Below are 16,613 nucleotides of genomic sequence, written 5' to 3'. Positions count from 1 at the left end.
GGGCGTCTGTCACGGCTGGACGCGGTTGAGGAAGTCGCGGACCAGCCGGACGACCTCGTCGAGGTGCGTCTCCAGCAGCCAGTGCCCGCCGTCGAGCAGGTGCAGCTCGGCGTCGGGCAGGTCCCGCAGGTAGGCGCAGGCGGCGCCCTCCGGCATGTAGCCGTCGTGCGGTCCCCACACGATCAGCGTGGGCGGCCGGTGGGTCCGCAGGTACTCCTGCTGGCGGGGGAACCAGGCGACGGTGCTGCCCTGGTCGGCGAGGAGCCGCAGCCAGGCGTCCCGCCGCCGCGGATCGGTGACCAGCGCGCCGGAGAGCCGCCACAGATCCGGGCTGACCAGGTCGGTCAGCCGGTCCGGTAGCTCGCCCAGGAACTCACCCCGGAAGCCCTCCTCGCTGATCGCGGCGGCCAACTCCTCCCGGCCCTCGTCAGTCGGGTCGCGCCAGAACCGTTTCAGCGGCTCGTACTTGGGCCCGTGCTGGTCGGGGTAGATGTCGCCGTTCTGGATGACCAGGCCGGCGACCCGCTGCGGGGCGGCCATCGCCAGGCGCAGCCCGAACTGGCTGCCGTAGTCCTGCAGGTAGATCACGTAGCGGGTCAGCCCCAGTGTGTCGACGAAGCGCTGGAGCAGGTGAGCGTGCGCGTCGAAGGTGTACGCGAACCGGTCGGGGTCGGGCAGCGCGCTGTAACCGAAACCCGGGTAGTCGGGCGCGATGACGTGCCACCGGTCGGCCAGTGCGGGCAGCAGGTGGCGGAACTGGAACGACGACGACGGGTACCCGTGCGGCAGCAGCACCACCGGCGCGTCGACGGGACCGGCCTCGCGGTAGAAGATCGCGATGCCGTCGACGTCGACGGTCCGGTGGCGTACGGCGTTCTCGGCCATTGACTCTCCTGACCCGGTCACGGGGTGGACCCCTCGACCGTGCCAGACGTCCGGCCGTCGCGGTGCGGCATTGCGGTCAGCTCGTCGGTGCGGGCCCGGTCGAGTCGCGGACGACCAGCAGGTGCCCGGTGGGGCGGCGGCGGGGGCGGGTCGTTCGGGGCTTGAGTGCGAGGGTCAGTGCCGTGCGGCCCATCTCGGTCATCGGCAGCCGGATGGTGGTGAGGCTGGGTGCGAGGTCGGCGGCCACGGAGACGTCGTCGAAGCCGACCACTGACATCCGCGCGGGCACCGGCACCCGGCGGGACCGCAGCGTGGACAGCACGCCCATGGCCATCACGTCGTTGAGCGCGATGATCGCTGTTGTCTCCGGATGCTCGTTGAGGATCCGCTCGGCGGCGGCGCGCCCACCGTCGCGGGTGAAGGCGCTGTGCACGACGGCGAGGTCGGCGGGGGATCGGCCGCGCTGGCGCACTGCCGCCGAGACCCCGGCCAGCCGGTCGGCGACGGTGGTGAGGCCGGCGCTGCCCGCGGCGACCGCGATCCGGCGGTGGCCGAGATCCATCAGGTGCTGGGCGAGCGCGTGGCCCCCGGCCTCGTTGTCCGGCAGGACGGCGTCGACGCCGAGCGCGTGCCGGCCGATGGCCGCGGCCCGGCCACCGTGGTCCTGGAACGCGGCCAGCTCGGCGCGGGCCGCGCTCTCCATCCGTGGGTCGTCGTAGCCGGAACCGCTGATCAGGACGATGCCGACCCGTTGGGCGATCAGGTGGCGCAGCTGGTGCAGCTCGTATCCGGGGTCGCGGCCGGACTGGCAGATCTGCACCAGCAGCCCCTGCTCAGCGGCGAGCTGGATGACCCCGGCGGCGATCTCGGCGAAGTACGGGTCGTCGACCTGGTGGACGATCAGACCCACGGTGGAGGTGGCTCCGCCGGCCAGGGTGCGGGCGTACGGGTTGGCCACGTAGCCCAGCTCGCGGGCGATCTGCCGGATCCGGTCGGCCACCTCGGCGCTGACCCCCGCGCGGCCGGTGAGGGCTCGGGAGGCGGTCGCCAGCGAGACGGCGGCGTGTTCGGCGACGTCCACGAGGCGCGGCCGCCGGCTGGCCCTGGACATCCGCAACCCTCCGGAAACATTCATGTCACCCGATTTATTGCGAGTGACATTGATCGCAGCCTAGGGTACGTAAGCGCTTACGTAACCGCCCGCTGACCACCCTCGGCACCGTCCCACCGAGAAGGAGACACGCGTGCGCACAGTGCACCGCCGCGCCGGCGCCGTCCGCCGGCCCAGAGTGAGGGCCGGCCTCACCGCCCTCGTGCTGATCGTGTCCACACTGGTCGCCACACCCGCGCGCGCCGCCGACGCGGTCGACGACCCGATCCCCGAGATGCCGACCCAGTCCCGCCTCGGGCTGGTGCTCAGCGAGTACGCCAGTTTCCCGCAGTCGTACCCCACGCCGGCGCCGACCGACGCGCGGCTCATGCGTACCGCGCGGATCAACACCATCATGGAGGTGCCCGACGGCTCCGGCCGACGGGCGGTGCCCGACCTCAACGGCAGCCTCTACCTCGTCGAGGGGGGCGTGCCACACGTCTACCTCGACGTGGCCGCGACGTTCGCGCCGCGGTTCTTCTCCGGTCGTGGGCTCGGCCAGGGCTTCGGGTACGTCGCGTTCCACCCGGAGTTCGGGGTGAACGGCCGGTTCTACACCATCCACACCGAGTTGGCGTCGACGACGACCGCCGTACCGGACTACGCCCAGCCCAACACGCTCTTCCACGGCGTCATCACCGAGTGGACGGCGACCGAACCGGCCGCCGCCACCTTCGTCGGTACGCACCGCGAGGTGCTGCGCATCGGCTTCGGCGGCCAGGTGCACGGCATCCAGGAAATCAACTTCAACCCCACGGCCAAGCGCCACGACCGCGACTACGGCCTGCTGTACCTCGCCGTCGGCGACGGCGGGCAGGGCGCGCGCAACACCGACCCGCAGAACCTGGCGGTGCCGCACGGCAAGCTGCTGCGGATCGACCCCCGGGGCACCAACGCCGCGAACGGGCGCTACGGCATCCCACCGGCGAACCCGTTCGTCGGGCGGGCTGGCGCGCTCGGCGAGCTCTACGCGGTGGGTTTCCGGGACCCGCACCGGTTCAGCTGGGACCGGGCGACCGGTCGGATGTACCTCGGGCACATCGGTGAACACGCCGTCGAGGCGATCTACGAGGTCCGTGCCGGGGACAACTTCGGCTGGAGCGAGCGCGAAGGCTCATTCGTCTTCGACAAGACGGCCACCAATCCCTGCGACCGGCTGCTTCCGCTGCCCGCCGACGACGACAGCTACGGCTACACCTACCCGGTCGCCGCGTACGACCACGACCCCGCCGCCGGCTGGAACTGCACCGACGACGTCGGTGTCGCGGTGGCCGGTGGTTTCGTCTACCGGGGACGGACGCTGCCCGCGCTGCGCGGCAAGTACGTCTTCGGTGACCTGGTCGACGGCCGGGTGTTCTACACCGAGGCCGCCGAGATGCGGCGGGGCCGCGAGCTGGCGACCATCCACCAGCTCGCGCTCTTCGACACGGCGGGCACCCCGGTCCGGATGCGCGACCTGTCCGCGCCGGGCGCGCCCGGCGATCCCAACCGGGTCGACCTGCGCTTCGGCACCGACGCCGCCGGTGAGCTCTACGTCGTCGCGAAGGCCAACGGGAAGGTCTGGAAGGTGACCGGCACCACCGAGTACGCCAGCGGCGACGTCGGGGACGTCACGCTGCGCCGCACCGCCGGTGCGGCCAACTGGGCGCCGGTGACGCCGGAGAAGTGGCGGTTCGCAGGCGACCAGGTCATCCTGGCCGAGGCCGGGGAGAGCCGGCCGGGTCCGCGCCGGCCCTTCGAGTACGCCGTGCTGACCGCCGGCCCGGCGTGGTCGTCGGTGCGGGTGGATGCTCAGGTACGGCTCGACACACCGGTGGAGGTCAGCAATCGGGACGTGATCATTGTCTTCGGCTGGCGCTCGGACACCGAGTTCTACTACGCCCACCTCTCCACCGACAACACGATCTATCCGCACAACGGCATCTTCAAGGTGGACAACGCCGATCGGGAGCGCATCGACCACCAGTGGAACGGCCGGTCCCGGGGCGCGAACCCGGCGGTCACCGATGCCCGGTGGCACCGGGTGCGGGTGGTGCACCTGCCGGCCACCGGCGAGATCGCCGTCTACGTCGACGGAGACCGGGACCCGCTGCTGACCGCGAAGGACACCACGTTCGGCGCGGGGCGGGTCGGCTTCGGCTCGTTCGACAACGTGGGCCGACTGCGCGACCTGACCGTCACCGGCACGCCGGCCAGTTCCGGCTCGCTGTCGGGTCAGACCGCGCCGTAGTGCAGGGACAGCCCGGTGGTGGCCCGGTCGGCGGTGATCTGCATCATGCTGCCCAGCATCGTCGCCCGGTCCGTCACCAGGGCCGTCCCGTCGGGCGCGTAGGTGATCCGGTCGCTGACCAGCACCGGCGCTCCCTCGGCCTCGTCCAGATGCCGGGCCACGTCGGCGCTCAACACCTCCGGCCGGATCGTCTCCGCCGCCCGGGCCACCGTTACACCGAGGTCGGCCAGGGCCGCGTACAGCGACGTGCCGGTGAAGTCCACGTCGTGCAACAGGCTCGCGTGCGGCTCGCGTACCCAGGAAACCTGGTGGATGGCGCGGCGACCGGCGAACGCGCGGACCCGCTCGAGGCGCAGGCCCGTCTCGGCCTCGCGGACCCGCAGCCGGGCCGCGACGCGTGCGGGCACCCGGCGCTGCGCGCGGGAGAGCACCGTCGTGTGGACCTCGTGGCCCTGCTCGCGCAGGTCGTCGCCGAAGCTCCGCAAGGACCCCAGCTGGTACGCCGCGGGCGACGGTGCGACGTAGGTGCCCTTGCCGGGCCGCTGCACGATCAGCCCTTCGACGCTCAGGTCGCGCAGGGCCTGCCGCAGTGTCATCACCGTGACGCCGTACGCCGCGCTCAGCTCGCGTTGCGCGGGCAGCGCGTCGCCCGGCCGGTAGTGGCCGTCGCGGATCTTGGCGGCGAGGTCGGCGGCGATGGCCCGGTAGCGTGCCACTGGTCTGCCTCCCGATGCGTCGACTGTCCGCCCCCCGTCACCGACGGCCACCGCCGATCATCGCACGGGGGCCACCGGCGGCAGCGCGGCCCGCAGCGACGCCACGAAGGCCCCGACCTCGGCGGGGTTCGCCCCGTCGAGGATGCGCCGCACGACGGCCGCGCCGACGATGACCCCATCGGCCGCCGCCGCCGCCTCGGCGGCCTGCTGCGGGGTCGAGATGCCGAAGCCCACCAGCACGGGCAGTTCGGTGACCTGCTTGAGTCGAGCGGCCAGCGTGACGGCCGACGGTGCGAGCCGGTCGCGTTCGCCGGTCGTGCCCATGACCGAGACGGCGTACACGAAACCCTGACTGCGCCGGCCGATCTCGGCGAGCCGGTCGTCGGGCGTGGCGGGCGAGGCGAGCAGACTCACCTGGACGCCCGGCACGGCCAACCCGGCCAGTTCGTCGAGGGGCAGGTCGGGCACGATCAGCCCGGTCACCCCGGCCGCCGTGAGCGCGTCGCCGAACCCCGGCCGCAACGCGATGTTGGCGTACGTGCTGGCGACCAGGGGGATGCCCACCCGCGTTCCGGCGAGGTCCGCCAGGACCGAGGCGGGCGTGGCGCCCCGGGCGAGCGCGGCGTCCGAGGCTTCCTGGATGGTGGGACCGTCCACGGTGGGATCGGAGAACGGCAGCCCGACCTCGATCATGTCGGCCCCGGCGTGCGCGAAGGCGCTCAGGAAGGCCGTCCAACCGGGCACGATCCCGCCGGTGATGTAGGGCATCAACAGCTTCATCCGAGGTCCGCCTCCGCGATCAGGGTGGTCACGTCCTTGTCGCCGCGCCCCGAGAGGGTGACGAGTACCGTCGACCCGCTGGGCAGCTCCGGTGTGCCGGCGGCGCGAACGACCCAGGCGAGCGCGTGGGCCGACTCGATGGCGGGCAGCACGCCCTCGGCCCGCGCGAGCCGGACCGCTGCCGCGACCGCCTCCCCGTCGGTGGCGGTGACGTACCGGGCGCGCCCCAGATCGCGCAGGTACGCGTGCTCGGGGCCGACGCCCGGGTAGTCCAGTCCGGCCGCGATCGAGTGCGCCTCCCTGATCTGCCCGTGCTCGTCCTGCAGGAACAGCGACCGGAAGCCGTGCAGGACGCCGACCTCCCCGTTCGCCGCGCCGGAGCCGCCTTCGGCCTCGACCCCGACGAGCTTCGCCGACGTCTCGACGAACCCGGCGAACGTGCCGGCCGCGTTGCTGCCGCCGCCGACGCAGGCGACCACGTAGTCGGGGGTGCCGGCGGGCAACTCGGCCGCGCACTGCTGTCGGGCCTCGTCACCGATGACGCGCTGGAATTCGCGGACCATCATCGGATAGGGGTGCGGACCGATGACCGAGCCCACGCAGTAGTACGCCTCGTCGGCGTCGGTCACCCAGTGGCGCATGGCCTCGCTGGTGGCGTCCTTCAGTGTGCGGCTGCCGGTGGTCACCGCAACGACCTCGGCGCCCAGCAGCCGCATCCGGAAGACGTTGTGCGCCTGGCGCTCCACGTCGCGTTCGCCCATGAACACCGTCACCGGTAGACCGAGCAGGGCGCCGGCCGTCGCCGTCGCGACACCGTGCATGCCCGCTCCGGTCTCGGCGATCAGACGGGTACGCCCCATGCGCCGGGCCAGCAACGCCTGCCCGAGGACATTGTTGATCTTGTGGGATCCGGTGTGCGTCAGGTCCTCCCGCTTGAGCAGCACCGTCACCCCGAGTTCGGCCGACAGGCGCACGGCCGGCGTCAGCGGCGTCGGCCGTCCCACGTGAGCCGACAGCAGCGCGGTGAGACTGCCGCGGAACCGGGGATCGGCCCACGCCTCGGAGAAGGCCTCGGCGACCGCCTCGCAGGCGGGGATCAGGGATTCCGGCACGTACCGCCCGCCATAGCTTCCGTACCGTCCGAGGACCGCCGTCGCGCGCGCTGTTATAGAACTCATGTCACAGTTATAGAACAGTGCGATCGCCCTGGCAACAGCAGACCCGCCTCGTCATCCGTCGACCTGCGCCGCGCCACCCCGTCCGCTTCGTAGACTTCCTGTCATGCCGGAGATCGTCGAGTTGCTGGCCTCGCCCGTGCACCGCTTCCTGGGCCGGCCCGCCGACGGTCCGGCACCCGCCCCACCCGGCGAACTGGTCGACGCCGTCCGGATCCGGGCCGGCCTCGGCATCGTCGGCGACCGGTACTTCGGTCAGCAGGCACACCGCGACGCCAGCGTCACCGTCATCGCCCGGGAATCGCTGCCGGACGGCATCGGCCTGGCCGAGGTGCGGCGCAACATCCTCACCACCGGGATCGCCGTCGACGAGCTGATCGGCAGAGTGCTGGTGCTGGACTCCGGCGACGGCCCGGTCAGCCTGCGGGTCAACCGGGCGGCCCGACCGTGCGCCTGGATGGACGTGACCGTCGGCCCGGGGGCGTGGAAGGCGCTGCGCACCACCGGCGGCATCCGCTGCACCCCCCTCAACGACGGCACCCTGCGCGTCGGCCCGATCGACGCCGTCGTGACCTGAGGAAAGGGCTCGACGTCAGCCCCAGCATCAGATCCTGGGCAGTTTCCGTTCCGTTGGTCTGGCGGAATCGGCGAGGTGACGCCCCGGTGGGCCGACGCGTGGTAGAACCAAACCGCGCATCGGCTCGCCGGTAACCGCGCAGTCGGGCCTCATCCGAACAGAGGTGGTGCGGTGAACGCCGAGCTGCGGCAGCTCATCGAGGAGCTGCGGGCCGACCTGGCCGATCTGCCGGAGAGCCTGGCGTACGCCGAGTTCGGCGAGGGGGCGGCCATCGACGCCGTGCCGGCGGGGCTCCCGGCCGACCTGCGGGATCTCCTGCTGGTGACCGACGGGATACGGGCGGGTCGGGTCGAGCTGGCGTCCACGTCGGCCCTGCCCGGGATCCAGTACCACCTGGACTACGCGCCCGACTTCTCGTCCATTCCGCAGGACCGGGCCGGCTGGCTGGTGATCGGCACCCGCAGCGACGAACCGGTCTTCATGGACCGTGGCACCGGCGCGATCTGGTACTTCCCACCGACCGGCACCGAGTGGTTCATGTCCGACGCGTTCGAGGAGCTCGCCCCCGACGTGGAATCCTTCGTGGACTACTACCTGCTCGGGCCGGGTTACGCCGACCTGACCCCCGCCGACGACCGGTGGTTCGCGTTCCTCGACGAGCAGGGCCTGCTCGACGAGGACGACGAGGACCCGAGCTGAGTCAGACCGGGCTGATGTGCGCGGCCAGGACCCGCCAGCCGTGTGGGTCGTCATGGACCCAGGTCCGGGTGTAGCGCAGCCGCGCCGCGAACGGCACCCCGTCGAGGACTCCGGATACCCGACCCAGGAAGAACGTGACCCCCGTTCTACCGACGACGAGCAGGTCCAGCTCCTCCTCGACCAACTCCTCGACGACCGCGCGGCGGTCCCGGTGGGCGGCCAGGTCATCCTGCTTGGTGAGCGCACGCCCGTCCGGGCCGATGGCGATCAGCTGGTCGACCAGCAGCTGGTCCAGGGCGGCGACGTCGCCGGCTCGTTGGGCGGCCTGCAGGGTGCGCTCGGCGTCGAGCAGCTCCGCCTCGCGTGCGCTGTCCGGCATCGTGGCGTCCTCCTGTTCGGGGCTGACCCGGGGCCACCGTCGGCCCGGGCTGTCCGCATTGTGACAGCCGGCGTGGCCCCGCGCGGACGGGGATCGCCGCCGACGTTCACAGACTCAGGCGAATCCGTACGACGGTCTCCCCGGGGCCGGTGAGCACCGCCACCTCGTCACAGATCTGCTCGACGATGGCCAGCCCACGACCGCGTACCGAGTCGGCGGCCGGCATGCTCCGCCCGAACGCCCGCGTCGGCCCGTGGTCGACCACGTCGCAGAACAGCTGACCCGACTCCGCCCAGAGCCGGACCCAGCCGCCGCCGGTGGTGTGCTGCAACGTGTTGCTGGCCAGCTCGCTGACCGCCAGCGTCAACAACTCCACCCGCTCGGCCGGCAGGCCGCGGGCCAGCGCCCCGGCGCTGACGAACGCGCGCAACGCTCGCACATCGGTCGCGACCTGGTACGCCATGGTGTCCGTGGCGTGGGTCGGGACATTCTGCTCGGCCACGGCCTCCCGTCGCTCTCCCGGCATCAGCCCGCCCGACGCGGCTGCCCGGCCGGCGGCACCGCGAGCCACGCGGGTGTCGTCGGCGTGCGAGCCTCGAAGTGCGCCATCGGGCAGCCGGAACCCTTCTCCTAGCGACAGCTGTTCTTCACATCATGTCATCCACCGACCCGTTGGCCGTCTCGTCCGTTCGGCGGTTGATCACCTGCGGGCCGGATCGCCCGGCTGGGCTCGCCGGCCGGACGCGGTCGCCGCGCGGCCGGGTCGGATCTCGCGGCACGGTGCCGTCAGGGCCGGATGTCCAGGGCGCCGATCAGCCCGTCGCGCAGCGTGAACCGGTACCGCAGCTCGACCGGGCTGCCGGGGAAGTCGCCGGACACCCGGGTGAGGGCCAGGTACGAATCGCCCGCCTGCGCTGTGAGGCGGACCGGCTCGGCGGTGTACGAGTAGGCCTCCATGGTCTTCTGCCGCCAGGAGCGGATCGAGGCCCGCCCGTCGTACAGCCGGTCCTCGTCGGCGACGCTCGCGGTGTCGGCGAAGCAGGCGACGAAGGCGTCCAGATCCCGGTCGTTGACGGCCCGGAAGTACCGGTCGATCACGTCGGGCAGGTCGAGGGCCATCTGCTCCTCCTGCGGCACGGGCCGCCGTCGGGCAGCCGTCGGGTTCCCGGTCCGACCTCACCGTACGAGAAGCCGACGGCGTTGCGCGGGGCAACCAGCAGAACCATCGCGCCGGCCGTCGGGTTTGCCGCCGCGTGGCCGGGGTAGCCACGCGTCTCCGAGGCGAAGGGCGGGGACATGGCCGAGCTGGCGTTCGTCGACAAGGTTGCGGCACGCGCGAATGTTCCGCCGGAGCAGGCGCGCCCGCTCACCGAGGCGGTCCTGCGGACCCTCACCGAGCGGCTCAGCGGCGGGGAGGCGGGCGCGCTGGCCCCCCACCTGGCCGACGAGCTGAGCCCGCTGCTGGTCAAGGCGGCCGAGCCGGCCGAGACGTTCGACTACGACGAGTTCCTGCGCCGGGTGGCCGACCGCGCCGGGATCGACCGCCCGGCCGCCGAGCGGGGCACCCGCGCGGTGCTGCAGACGATGCACCGGGTGGTCGGGCACCGGGAGTTCGAGGACGCGCTGGCCCAGCTGCCGGCGGACCTGCGGGCGCTGGCGCAGCCGCTGCCGCATGGCCCCTGACCGACGCCTCGGAGCGCCTCCACAGCATCCCGGGCGGGGGCCGGGGCGCGGCCTGATCCGCCGATCAGACCGCGCCCCGTCGTAGGTCAGCCGGTTACTCCGCTGCTGACCACCCACTTCTGGTGTGCGCCGCCCGCGTACGTGCCGAGCTGGATCTGGGTGCCCTCGGCGGTGTTACCGCCGGCGGCTTCCATGATCTTGCCGGACTGCGGGTTGCGGATCGACCCGTCGCTCTGCGGTTGCCAGACCTGCGCGCCGGTGCCGTTGCAGGTCCAGAGCTGGATCTTCGTGCCGTTCGTGGTGCCCCCGTTGTCCACGTCGAGGCACTTGCCGAGCACCCGGTAGGTGTCGCCGACCCGCGTCCACGACTGCGCGGCGGTGTTGTTGCAGGTCCAGAGCTGGATCTTCGTACCGTCGGCGGTGCCCGCGTTGTCGACGTCCAGGCACCTGCCGCCGACGCCGGTGATGGTGCCGCCGGGCGGCGGTGGCGGACTGCCCGGGATGGAGTTGAGCGTGTACCACGCCTCGGTGCTCCACAGTGACTGGCCGGTGGTGGAGGTGAACGGGCGCGGTGAGCGCAGGTGCACCACCCGACCGGCCTTGCGACCGGGCACCACCAGGGTGACCTTCTTTCCGTCGGAGGAGAGGGTGGCCGAGGTGACGGTCAGCGTCTCCTCGTCGATCTTCGGCCCGCCGTAGGCCGACGTCGCCACGTACCGCCATTGCTTGATCTTGTAGCGGGCGGCCAGTTCGGCGGCGGTCCCCGCCGAGACGGGCTGGGTGTACTCCACCTCGAAGCCGGTGGTGGTGGCGCGCATCGCGAGCATCTCGAACGTGGTGGCACTGTTCGGGGTGAGCTTCTGCAGGCCGTACGACAGCTTGCCGCTCTGGCCCCAGTTGCCGCCCGCGCCGAGCCCGCCGACGTAGATCGCGCCGTCCGGGCCGATGTTGACCTCGGAGACGCCCGCCTCCAGGCCCTGGGTGAGCCGGAACAGGGCGCCCTGGTACTCGCCGTTGACCTTCTCCACGTTCGCCCGTTGCAGGCCGCCGTAGGTCACGTCGCCGATCACGAACTGGCCGGCGTACCGGCCGCTCGTCAGGTAGAGCGGTGTGCTGGGCGAGTTGGCGATCTCGTTCTGCGGCATCCAGAGCACCGGCGGGGTGACCGGGGCGGTGTCGAACGGCCCCGCCGGGTTCGTGTAGTGGTTGAAGAACCGGCCCTGCTTGACGTGCACCAGCTTCGACGAGGGCAGCCAGCCGCCCTGGTTGTCGGTGACGAAGAGGCCGCCCTCCGGGCCCCAGCCGATGCCGTGCGGCGTCCGCAGGCCACCGGCGACGTAACTGACCGCGCCGGTGTTCTTGTTGACCTTGATGGTGGTGCCCCGGTTGGTGGCGGGTTGGGGGTTGGTGGTGGCGCCGCCGGAGTTGATCGACACCGACAGGTTCAGGTAGAAGAACCCGTCGGCGTAGAGCAGGCCGAAGGCGAACTCGTGGAAGTTGCCGCCGTAGGGCCAGGTGGCAACGGTTTCCAGGCGCTCGGCCGCCTCGTCACCGCCGGTGTTCACCAGCCGGGTCAACCGCTGCTTCTCGGTCACGTAGACCACCCCGTCGACGACCTTGAGCCCCATCGGTTCCTTCAGGCCGCCGGCGATCTTCTTGGTGGTCACGGTGCCCGGGCCGGTCGACCCGCCGGTGTTGCCGAGGATCCAGACCTCGCCGTCCTGGGAGGTGCCGGACTGGTCGCTGCCACCCCAGGTGCTGATGACGAGCCGGCCGTCGGCCAGCCAGTCCATGCCGGTGACCTTCGGTTGGAAGCCGCTGGGCCGCAGGTTGGTCAGCGTGTAGCCGGGGTGCACGCCGGTCAGCGGCAACCCGTCGCCGGGGGAGTCGAAGACCCCTTCGCACTCCTTGCGCCCGGGCGCGGTCACCCGGACCACGCCGGCGTCGGTGCTCAGCGCCGAGTTCGGTACGACCACGAAGGTCGACGAGCCGGGCGTCTTCCACTCCAGGGTGATCTGCTGCCCACCGCCGCGCTCGAAGTGGTCGATGCGCAGCGGGTGCAGGCCGGCAGTGAGGGTGACGGTGCCTTCCTTGGGTGGGGTCGCGCCGTGCAGACCGTCGTGGTTGATCACCACGGCGTTGTCGATGGACAGCTTGGATCCGTCGTCGCTGCTGAGCCGGAACGTGTAGCTGCCGGCCTGGGTGGTGGTGATGTTGCCGAGTACCTGCGAGACGAAGTTGTCCTCGAAGCCGAAGTCGGCCGCCGAGGTCCAGTTGATGGTGGACATCAGCTTGTCCACGTTCGGGGTCTGGGCGGGCTTGAGGGTGCACAGCTCGGAGAGGGGGACCTGCACGTCGAAGACGCGCAGTGTGACGCCCGGTTCCTGCGCGGGGGCGGCGGTGGCGGGGACGGCCCAGAGGCCGGCGGCGAGGACGAGCGCCAGCGCACCGAGGACGGGGTGGTGGAGTCGGCGTAGCAGGGGTGTGCCCATCGTTCCTCCAGGAGGCAGTGGAGTGCCCGACGGCCGGCGTGGATCAGTGGTGAGGATGACCGTCGGCCCCGGCTCCGTAACGTCCTCGACGCCGACGAGTGACAGTGCGGAAACACCGGGTTGATGGGTCGAGACATTAAGGTGTTTCGATTGCACTGTCCATGGCTTCGCCTCGATACATCAAAAGTTTCCTATGTCCGTGCGAAAGTTCGAGGCAGTACGCGAAGAATGCCGGGTGTTGTGACGGCCTAGCGCCGTCCGCGCCGCGCCGGACCACCCGTCCGGGCGCCGGTCTTCCGGGTCGGACCCGCGGCCTTGCGGGTGACGCCGCCGCCCCGACCCGCTGCGCCGGCCGGCCGGCGGCCCGCCGTGGAGGCGCCCCGCGTCGCCGGTCGACGGCGGGCCGCCAGGAGCACCACCGCCGAGACCACCACGACGATCAGGGCCGGGACCAGCCAGGCCGGGAAACCACCGCCGCGCTGCTCCGGCGTGGCGTTGGCCGGGTCGTCCGCCGGCGCGCCGGTGGGGGCGACCGGGCTGCCGGTGGCCCCGGGGGTGGTCGAGCCCTCACCCTCGGCCTGGGCGAGCAGCGCTGGATCCGGCCCCGCCGTGGGCGGCGACCAACCGGCCGGGGCAGGCGTGCCGGGGCCCTGGTAGTCGAAGCTCACCTCGCCCCGCACCGCCTCACCGTCGGAGGCCACGGAGAGATAGCTGGCGGTGTAACGGCCCTTCGCCGGCCAGTGGGCGACGGCCACCATGGCCGGGAAGCCGGTGTGGTACAGCCGTGGCTCGAACACACCGTTGACCATGAAGTACTCGGTGACCGGCTTGTCCAGTCGCTTCGGCTCACCGTGCGACCAGCCACTGTCCACCCGCGACCCGCCCGGCCCGGTGACGGCGAAGTGCGCGTTCGAGGCCGGCTTCTCGGTGAAGTACAACGCCAACTGCGTCAGCGGCTCGCGTACCACGGTGCCGGTCAGCGGGGTGGAGGTCGCCAACTGGCCGTGCGCGTACGCCGGGGCGACCGGCAGGAGCAGCGACACCGCCAGGGTCGCCGTCAGCGCCGCCACGGTACGGCTCAGGACCTTACCTACAGTGACCAGCTTCGATCGCATCCGTTCATCATGGTCATTTCCCCGGCACCGAACAAGACGTAGAGTTCTCCTCCCCGACGATCAAACCGACACCCGTCCCCCTCGCGTCGTTCGGAGTCCACCCGTGTTCGTCCGCACCCCCGCCGCCCGCGCCGCCGCCACCGTCACCGCCGTCGCCCTCGCCGCCCTGCTCCTCGCCGGTTGCGGACAGGACGACGATCCCTCGGTGGGCACCCCCACGACGGCGCCGACGTCCGCCGGCCCGTCGGGCGCCACCCCCACCGCACCGGCTCCGACGCCCACCGGCACACCCGGCGCCTCCGCCAGCACCCCGGCGGTGGACCGACAGGTCACCGTGACGATCGCGAAGCGGCGGGTCGATCCGCCGACCGGACGGGTCACCGTCAGTAAGGGGGAGCTGGTCCGGATCACTGTCACCTCCGACGTGTCCGACGAACTGCACGTGCACGGCTACGACCTGGGTGCCCGGCTGCCGGCCGGCACGCCCGGCTCGGTCGAGTTCCGCGCCGACCAGACCGGACTGTTCGAGGTGGAGACGCACGACTCCGAGCTGGTGCTCTTCCAGCTCGTCGTCCGCTGAGCGGCATGACGGCCGCGCCCGCGCTGCTGGCCCACGGCGTCGGCGGCCGCCAGGACCTGCCGATCACGCTGCCGCAACTCGTCGTCGCCGCCGCGCTGACCCTCGTCGTCACGTTCGTGGCACTGGGTCTGCTGTGGCGCGAACCCCGGCTCGACCGGGACGCCACCGGCGGACGCCCCGTGCCGCGCTGGCTCGCTCGACTCGTCGACGCGCCGGCCGTCCGGTGGGCGCTGCGCGGGCTCGGCCTGCTCGCCGCCGCCTGGTTCTGCCTCGGCCTGCTGGGCGGGCCGGACACCGCGGACAACCCGACGGCCGGCACGCTCTACGTCCTGCTCTGGGTCGGGCTGGCACCGCTGTCGCTGCTGCTCGGCCCGGTCTGGCGGGCGGTCAACCCACTGCGCACCGTGCACCTGCTCGCCGCGCTGGCCGCGCGGCGCGACCCGTACCGTGGGCTGCGTGAACTGCCCGACGGCGTCGGATGGTGGCCCGCCGCCGCCACCCTGTTCGGGTTCGTCTGGCTGGAACTCGTCGCCCCCGACCGGGCCACCCTGCCGGTCATCACCGCCTGGCTGGCCGGGTACGCCGTGCTCCTGCTGGTCGGCGCGGTGGTGTTCGGCGCCGGCTGGTTCGACCACGCCGACCCGTTCGAGGCGTACAGCACCCTGATCGGTCAGCTCGCCCCGCTCGGCCGGGCCGCCGACGGCGTCCTGGTGTGGCACAACCCGCTCGACGGGATCGCCGGTCTGCGTCCCCGCCCCGGGCTGGTCGCCGTGGTGGTCGTGCTGCTCGGCTCGACCATGTACGACAGCCTCTCCAACGCGCCGGGCTGGTTGCGCTTCAGCCAGGAGAACGGCCTGCACCCGGCGGTCACCGGCAGCGCCGGCCTGAGCCTCGTCATCGCGGCCGTCGCGGTGGCGTACCTCGCCGCCACCGGCGCCGCGGCGCGCATCGGTCGCGCCGACCCGGCCGAGGCCCGTGCCGTGCCGGGCGAGATCGCCCACTCCATCGTGCCGATCGCGGTCGGGTACGTGGTGGCGCACTACTACTCGTTGCTGATCCTGGAGGGTCAGCGCACCGTCGCGTTGCTCTCCGACCCGCTGGGCGCCGGCGCCAACTGGCTCGGCACCGCCGGCTGGGAGCCGCACACCGCGCTGATCACACCCTCCGGGGTGGCCACCCTCCAGATCACCGTCATCGTCGTCGGGCACCTGCTCGGCACCCTGCTCGCCCACGACCGCGCCCTGCACCTGTTCCCCCGCGCCCGGGCGGTGGCCGGCCAACTGCCCCTGCTCGCGCTGATGGTCGCCTACACCGTCGCCGGTCTGCTGCTGCTCTACGCGGGGTAGTGCCGCCCGGTTCCGGACCGTGCGCCATGATGGCCCGTGCACTCCGATCTTCAGCGCTACCTCGACGACCTGGTCACCGCCGCCCGGGAGGTGCTCGGCACCGACCTGGTCGGCGCGTACGCCGCCGGCTCGGTCGGGCTCGGGGCATACCAGCCCGGCCGCAGTGACGTGGACGTGGCGCTGCTCAGCGCCGGGCCGCTCACCACCGACGCCAAGGAGGCGTTGGTCGCCCGGCTGCGGCACGAGGCCCTGCCCTGCCCGGCGCGCGGGCTCGAACTTGTCTGCTACGACCGGGCGGTGGCCGCCTCCGGCACCCCCGAACCCGGCTTCGAGGTCGAACTGAACACCGGGGCCGGCATGCCGTTCCGCCGCACCCTCGACCCCACCGACCGCCCGGTCGCCGACGGCCGGTTCTGGTACGGCCTCGACCGCAGCATCCTGCACCAGAGCGGACTCGCGCTGCTCGGGCCGCCAGCGGGGCAGGTCTTCGCCGACCTCGCCCCGGGCGACCTGCGCCGGCTACTCATCGAGGCGCTGACCTGGTGGCTCGCCCTACCCACACCGCCCGCCGACCAACCCGCACCCGGCGCCGAGGACGCCGTGCTCGGGGCCTGCCGATCGCTGGTCCGCCACCGCGACGGCATCTGGCTCGCCAAGACGGCGGCCGGTCAGCGGCTGATCGACGCCGGCGACCCGGCCGAGGTCATCCGGCAGGCGGTCGCCGCGCGGCACGGCGGGCCGTCGCCCACCGGCGCTCAGGCCCGCGCCTTTCAGCAACGGGTACGCGACGAGATCGCCGGGTAGCC

At 72.3% G+C, this 16,613-nt stretch carries 17 protein-coding genes; 7 read left to right on the top strand and 10 right to left on the bottom strand.

Annotated features, from left to right (window positions below; genetic code table 11):
* Window positions 1–9 precede the first annotated feature (9 nt).
* Entirely contained in the window at window positions 10–885 is an 876-nt protein-coding gene (locus QSK15_RS24625; protein ID WP_285796516.1) for an alpha/beta fold hydrolase, read from the bottom strand.
* Window positions 886–961: 76 nt separating this feature from the next.
* Window positions 962–1,996, bottom strand: coding sequence for a LacI family DNA-binding transcriptional regulator (locus QSK15_RS24620; RefSeq protein ID WP_285796515.1), 1,035 nt, complete (start codon window positions 1,994–1,996; stop codon window positions 962–964).
* A gap of 133 nt (window positions 1,997–2,129) precedes the next feature.
* Here QSK15_RS24620 and QSK15_RS24615 point away from each other — a divergent pair, with 133 nt between their 5' ends.
* The gene (locus QSK15_RS24615) at window positions 2,130–4,265 is read left to right on the top strand and encodes a PQQ-dependent sugar dehydrogenase (RefSeq protein ID WP_285796514.1); all 2,136 of its coding nucleotides are present in this window, start codon (window positions 2,130–2,132) and stop codon (window positions 4,263–4,265) included.
* Here the strand turns inward: QSK15_RS24615 and QSK15_RS24610 are convergent.
* The 3 genes from QSK15_RS24610 to trpB are packed head-to-tail and all read right to left on the bottom strand — an operon-like array spanning window position 4,250 to window position 6,939.
* Window positions 4,250–4,981, bottom strand: coding sequence for a GntR family transcriptional regulator (locus tag QSK15_RS24610; protein ID WP_285796513.1), 732 nt, complete (start codon window positions 4,979–4,981; stop codon window positions 4,250–4,252). The two genes, QSK15_RS24615 and QSK15_RS24610, sit on opposite strands and share 16 nt — an antisense overlap.
* Window positions 4,982–5,038: 57 nt before the next feature.
* A complete protein-coding gene (gene trpA / locus QSK15_RS24605; RefSeq protein ID WP_285796512.1) occupies window positions 5,039–5,761 on the bottom strand; it encodes a tryptophan synthase subunit alpha in 723 nt (240 codons plus the stop codon).
* Window positions 5,758–6,939, bottom strand: coding sequence for a tryptophan synthase subunit beta (gene trpB / locus QSK15_RS24600; RefSeq protein WP_285796511.1), 1,182 nt, complete (start codon window positions 6,937–6,939; stop codon window positions 5,758–5,760). Before trpB ends, trpA begins: the two co-directional genes overlap by 4 nt.
* Window positions 6,940–7,042: 103 nt before the next feature.
* On the opposite strand from trpB, the gene QSK15_RS24595 reads away from it, so the two are divergent.
* Both QSK15_RS24595 and QSK15_RS24590 read left to right on the top strand, forming a co-directional pair.
* Complete coding sequence (locus QSK15_RS24595) at window positions 7,043–7,513, top strand: hypothetical protein (protein WP_030335483.1); 471 nt, start codon at window positions 7,043–7,045, stop codon at window positions 7,511–7,513.
* 171 nt (window positions 7,514–7,684) lie between these two features.
* Complete coding sequence (locus QSK15_RS24590) at window positions 7,685–8,212, top strand: SUKH-4 family immunity protein (RefSeq protein WP_285796510.1); 528 nt, start codon at window positions 7,685–7,687, stop codon at window positions 8,210–8,212.
* A gap of 1 nt (window position 8,213) precedes the next feature.
* Here QSK15_RS24590 and QSK15_RS24585 read toward each other — a convergent pair whose 3' ends face one another.
* The 3 genes from QSK15_RS24585 to QSK15_RS24575 all read right to left on the bottom strand — a co-directional run bounded on the left by QSK15_RS24585 (window position 8,214) and on the right by QSK15_RS24575 (window position 9,710).
* Window positions 8,214–8,591 carry a nuclear transport factor 2 family protein gene (locus tag QSK15_RS24585; protein WP_285796509.1) on the bottom strand — a complete coding sequence of 126 codons (378 nt, stop codon included), beginning with the start codon at window positions 8,589–8,591 and terminating at the stop codon, window positions 8,214–8,216.
* A 106-nt stretch (window positions 8,592–8,697) separates the two neighbouring features.
* Entirely contained in the window at window positions 8,698–9,117 is a 420-nt protein-coding gene (locus tag QSK15_RS24580) for an ATP-binding protein (RefSeq protein WP_285796508.1), read from the bottom strand.
* Between the two features lie 260 nt (window positions 9,118–9,377).
* Window positions 9,378–9,710, bottom strand: a complete 333-nt coding sequence (locus QSK15_RS24575; protein WP_285796507.1) for a nuclear transport factor 2 family protein — start codon at window positions 9,708–9,710, stop codon at window positions 9,378–9,380.
* A 177-nt stretch (window positions 9,711–9,887) separates the two neighbouring features.
* Between QSK15_RS24575 and QSK15_RS24570 the strand changes: the two genes are divergently transcribed.
* Complete coding sequence (locus tag QSK15_RS24570; RefSeq protein WP_285796506.1) at window positions 9,888–10,274, top strand: DUF2267 domain-containing protein; 387 nt, start codon at window positions 9,888–9,890, stop codon at window positions 10,272–10,274.
* An 86-nt stretch (window positions 10,275–10,360) separates the two neighbouring features.
* Here the strand turns inward: QSK15_RS24570 and QSK15_RS24565 are convergent, their stop codons facing one another.
* Both QSK15_RS24565 and QSK15_RS24560 read right to left on the bottom strand, forming a co-directional pair.
* Window positions 10,361–12,766 carry an RICIN domain-containing protein gene (locus QSK15_RS24565; RefSeq protein ID WP_285796505.1) on the bottom strand — a complete coding sequence of 802 codons (2,406 nt, stop codon included), beginning with the start codon at window positions 12,764–12,766 and terminating at the stop codon, window positions 10,361–10,363.
* A 248-nt stretch (window positions 12,767–13,014) separates the two neighbouring features.
* Complete coding sequence (locus tag QSK15_RS24560; protein ID WP_285796504.1) at window positions 13,015–13,881, bottom strand: copper resistance CopC family protein; 867 nt, start codon at window positions 13,879–13,881, stop codon at window positions 13,015–13,017.
* A gap of 103 nt (window positions 13,882–13,984) precedes the next feature.
* Here QSK15_RS24560 and QSK15_RS24555 point away from each other — a divergent pair, with 103 nt between their 5' ends.
* From QSK15_RS24555 to QSK15_RS24545, 3 genes are read left to right on the top strand one after another with little or no spacing between them, the layout of a single operon-like run.
* Window positions 13,985–14,461, top strand: coding sequence for a cupredoxin domain-containing protein (locus QSK15_RS24555; RefSeq protein WP_285796503.1), 477 nt, complete (start codon window positions 13,985–13,987; stop codon window positions 14,459–14,461).
* 5 nt (window positions 14,462–14,466) lie between these two features.
* The gene (locus QSK15_RS24550; protein ID WP_285796502.1) at window positions 14,467–15,807 is read left to right on the top strand and encodes a hypothetical protein; all 1,341 of its coding nucleotides are present in this window, start codon (window positions 14,467–14,469) and stop codon (window positions 15,805–15,807) included.
* Window positions 15,808–15,843: 36 nt separating this feature from the next.
* Window positions 15,844–16,611 (top strand): nucleotidyltransferase domain-containing protein, encoded by a 768-nt coding sequence (locus tag QSK15_RS24545; RefSeq protein WP_285796501.1) that lies wholly within the window; start codon window positions 15,844–15,846, stop codon window positions 16,609–16,611.
* Window positions 16,612–16,613 lie beyond the last annotated feature (2 nt).

Source organism: Micromonospora sp. NBRC 107095 (assembly GCF_030269705.1).
GTDB classification, from domain to species: domain Bacteria; phylum Actinomycetota; class Actinomycetes; order Mycobacteriales; family Micromonosporaceae; genus Micromonospora; species Micromonospora parva.
Note: the sequence above shows the minus strand (reverse complement) of the source record. Positions and strands in the feature narration are given on the sequence as shown.

Bases quoted from the DNA above. Each gene is read 5' to 3' on its own strand.
- QSK15_RS24575 (WP_285796507.1), bottom strand. From the start codon at position 9,710: ATGGCCCTCGACCTGCCCGACGTGATCGACCGGTACTTCCGGGCCGTC.
- QSK15_RS24560 (WP_285796504.1), bottom strand. From the start codon at position 13,881: ATGCGATCGAAGCTGGTCACTGTAGGTAAGGTCCTGAGCCGTACCGTG.
- QSK15_RS24595 (WP_030335483.1), top strand. From the start codon at position 7,043: ATGCCGGAGATCGTCGAGTTGCTGGCCTCGCCCGTGCACCGCTTCCTG.
- QSK15_RS24585 (WP_285796509.1), bottom strand. From the start codon at position 8,591: ATGCCGGACAGCGCACGCGAGGCGGAGCTGCTCGACGCCGAGCGCACC.
- QSK15_RS24625 (WP_285796516.1), bottom strand. From the start codon at position 885: ATGGCCGAGAACGCCGTACGCCACCGGACCGTCGACGTCGACGGCATC.
- QSK15_RS24580 (WP_285796508.1), bottom strand. From the start codon at position 9,117: ATGCCGGGAGAGCGACGGGAGGCCGTGGCCGAGCAGAATGTCCCGACC.
- QSK15_RS24570 (WP_285796506.1), top strand. From the start codon at position 9,888: ATGGCCGAGCTGGCGTTCGTCGACAAGGTTGCGGCACGCGCGAATGTT.
- trpA (WP_285796512.1), bottom strand. From the start codon at position 5,761: ATGAAGCTGTTGATGCCCTACATCACCGGCGGGATCGTGCCCGGTTGG.
- QSK15_RS24550 (WP_285796502.1), top strand. From the start codon at position 14,467: ATGACGGCCGCGCCCGCGCTGCTGGCCCACGGCGTCGGCGGCCGCCAG.
- QSK15_RS24620 (WP_285796515.1), bottom strand. From the start codon at position 1,996: ATGTCCAGGGCCAGCCGGCGGCCGCGCCTCGTGGACGTCGCCGAACAC.
- trpB (WP_285796511.1), bottom strand. From the start codon at position 6,939: ATGAGTTCTATAACAGCGCGCGCGACGGCGGTCCTCGGACGGTACGGA.
- QSK15_RS24565 (WP_285796505.1), bottom strand. From the start codon at position 12,766: ATGGGCACACCCCTGCTACGCCGACTCCACCACCCCGTCCTCGGTGCG.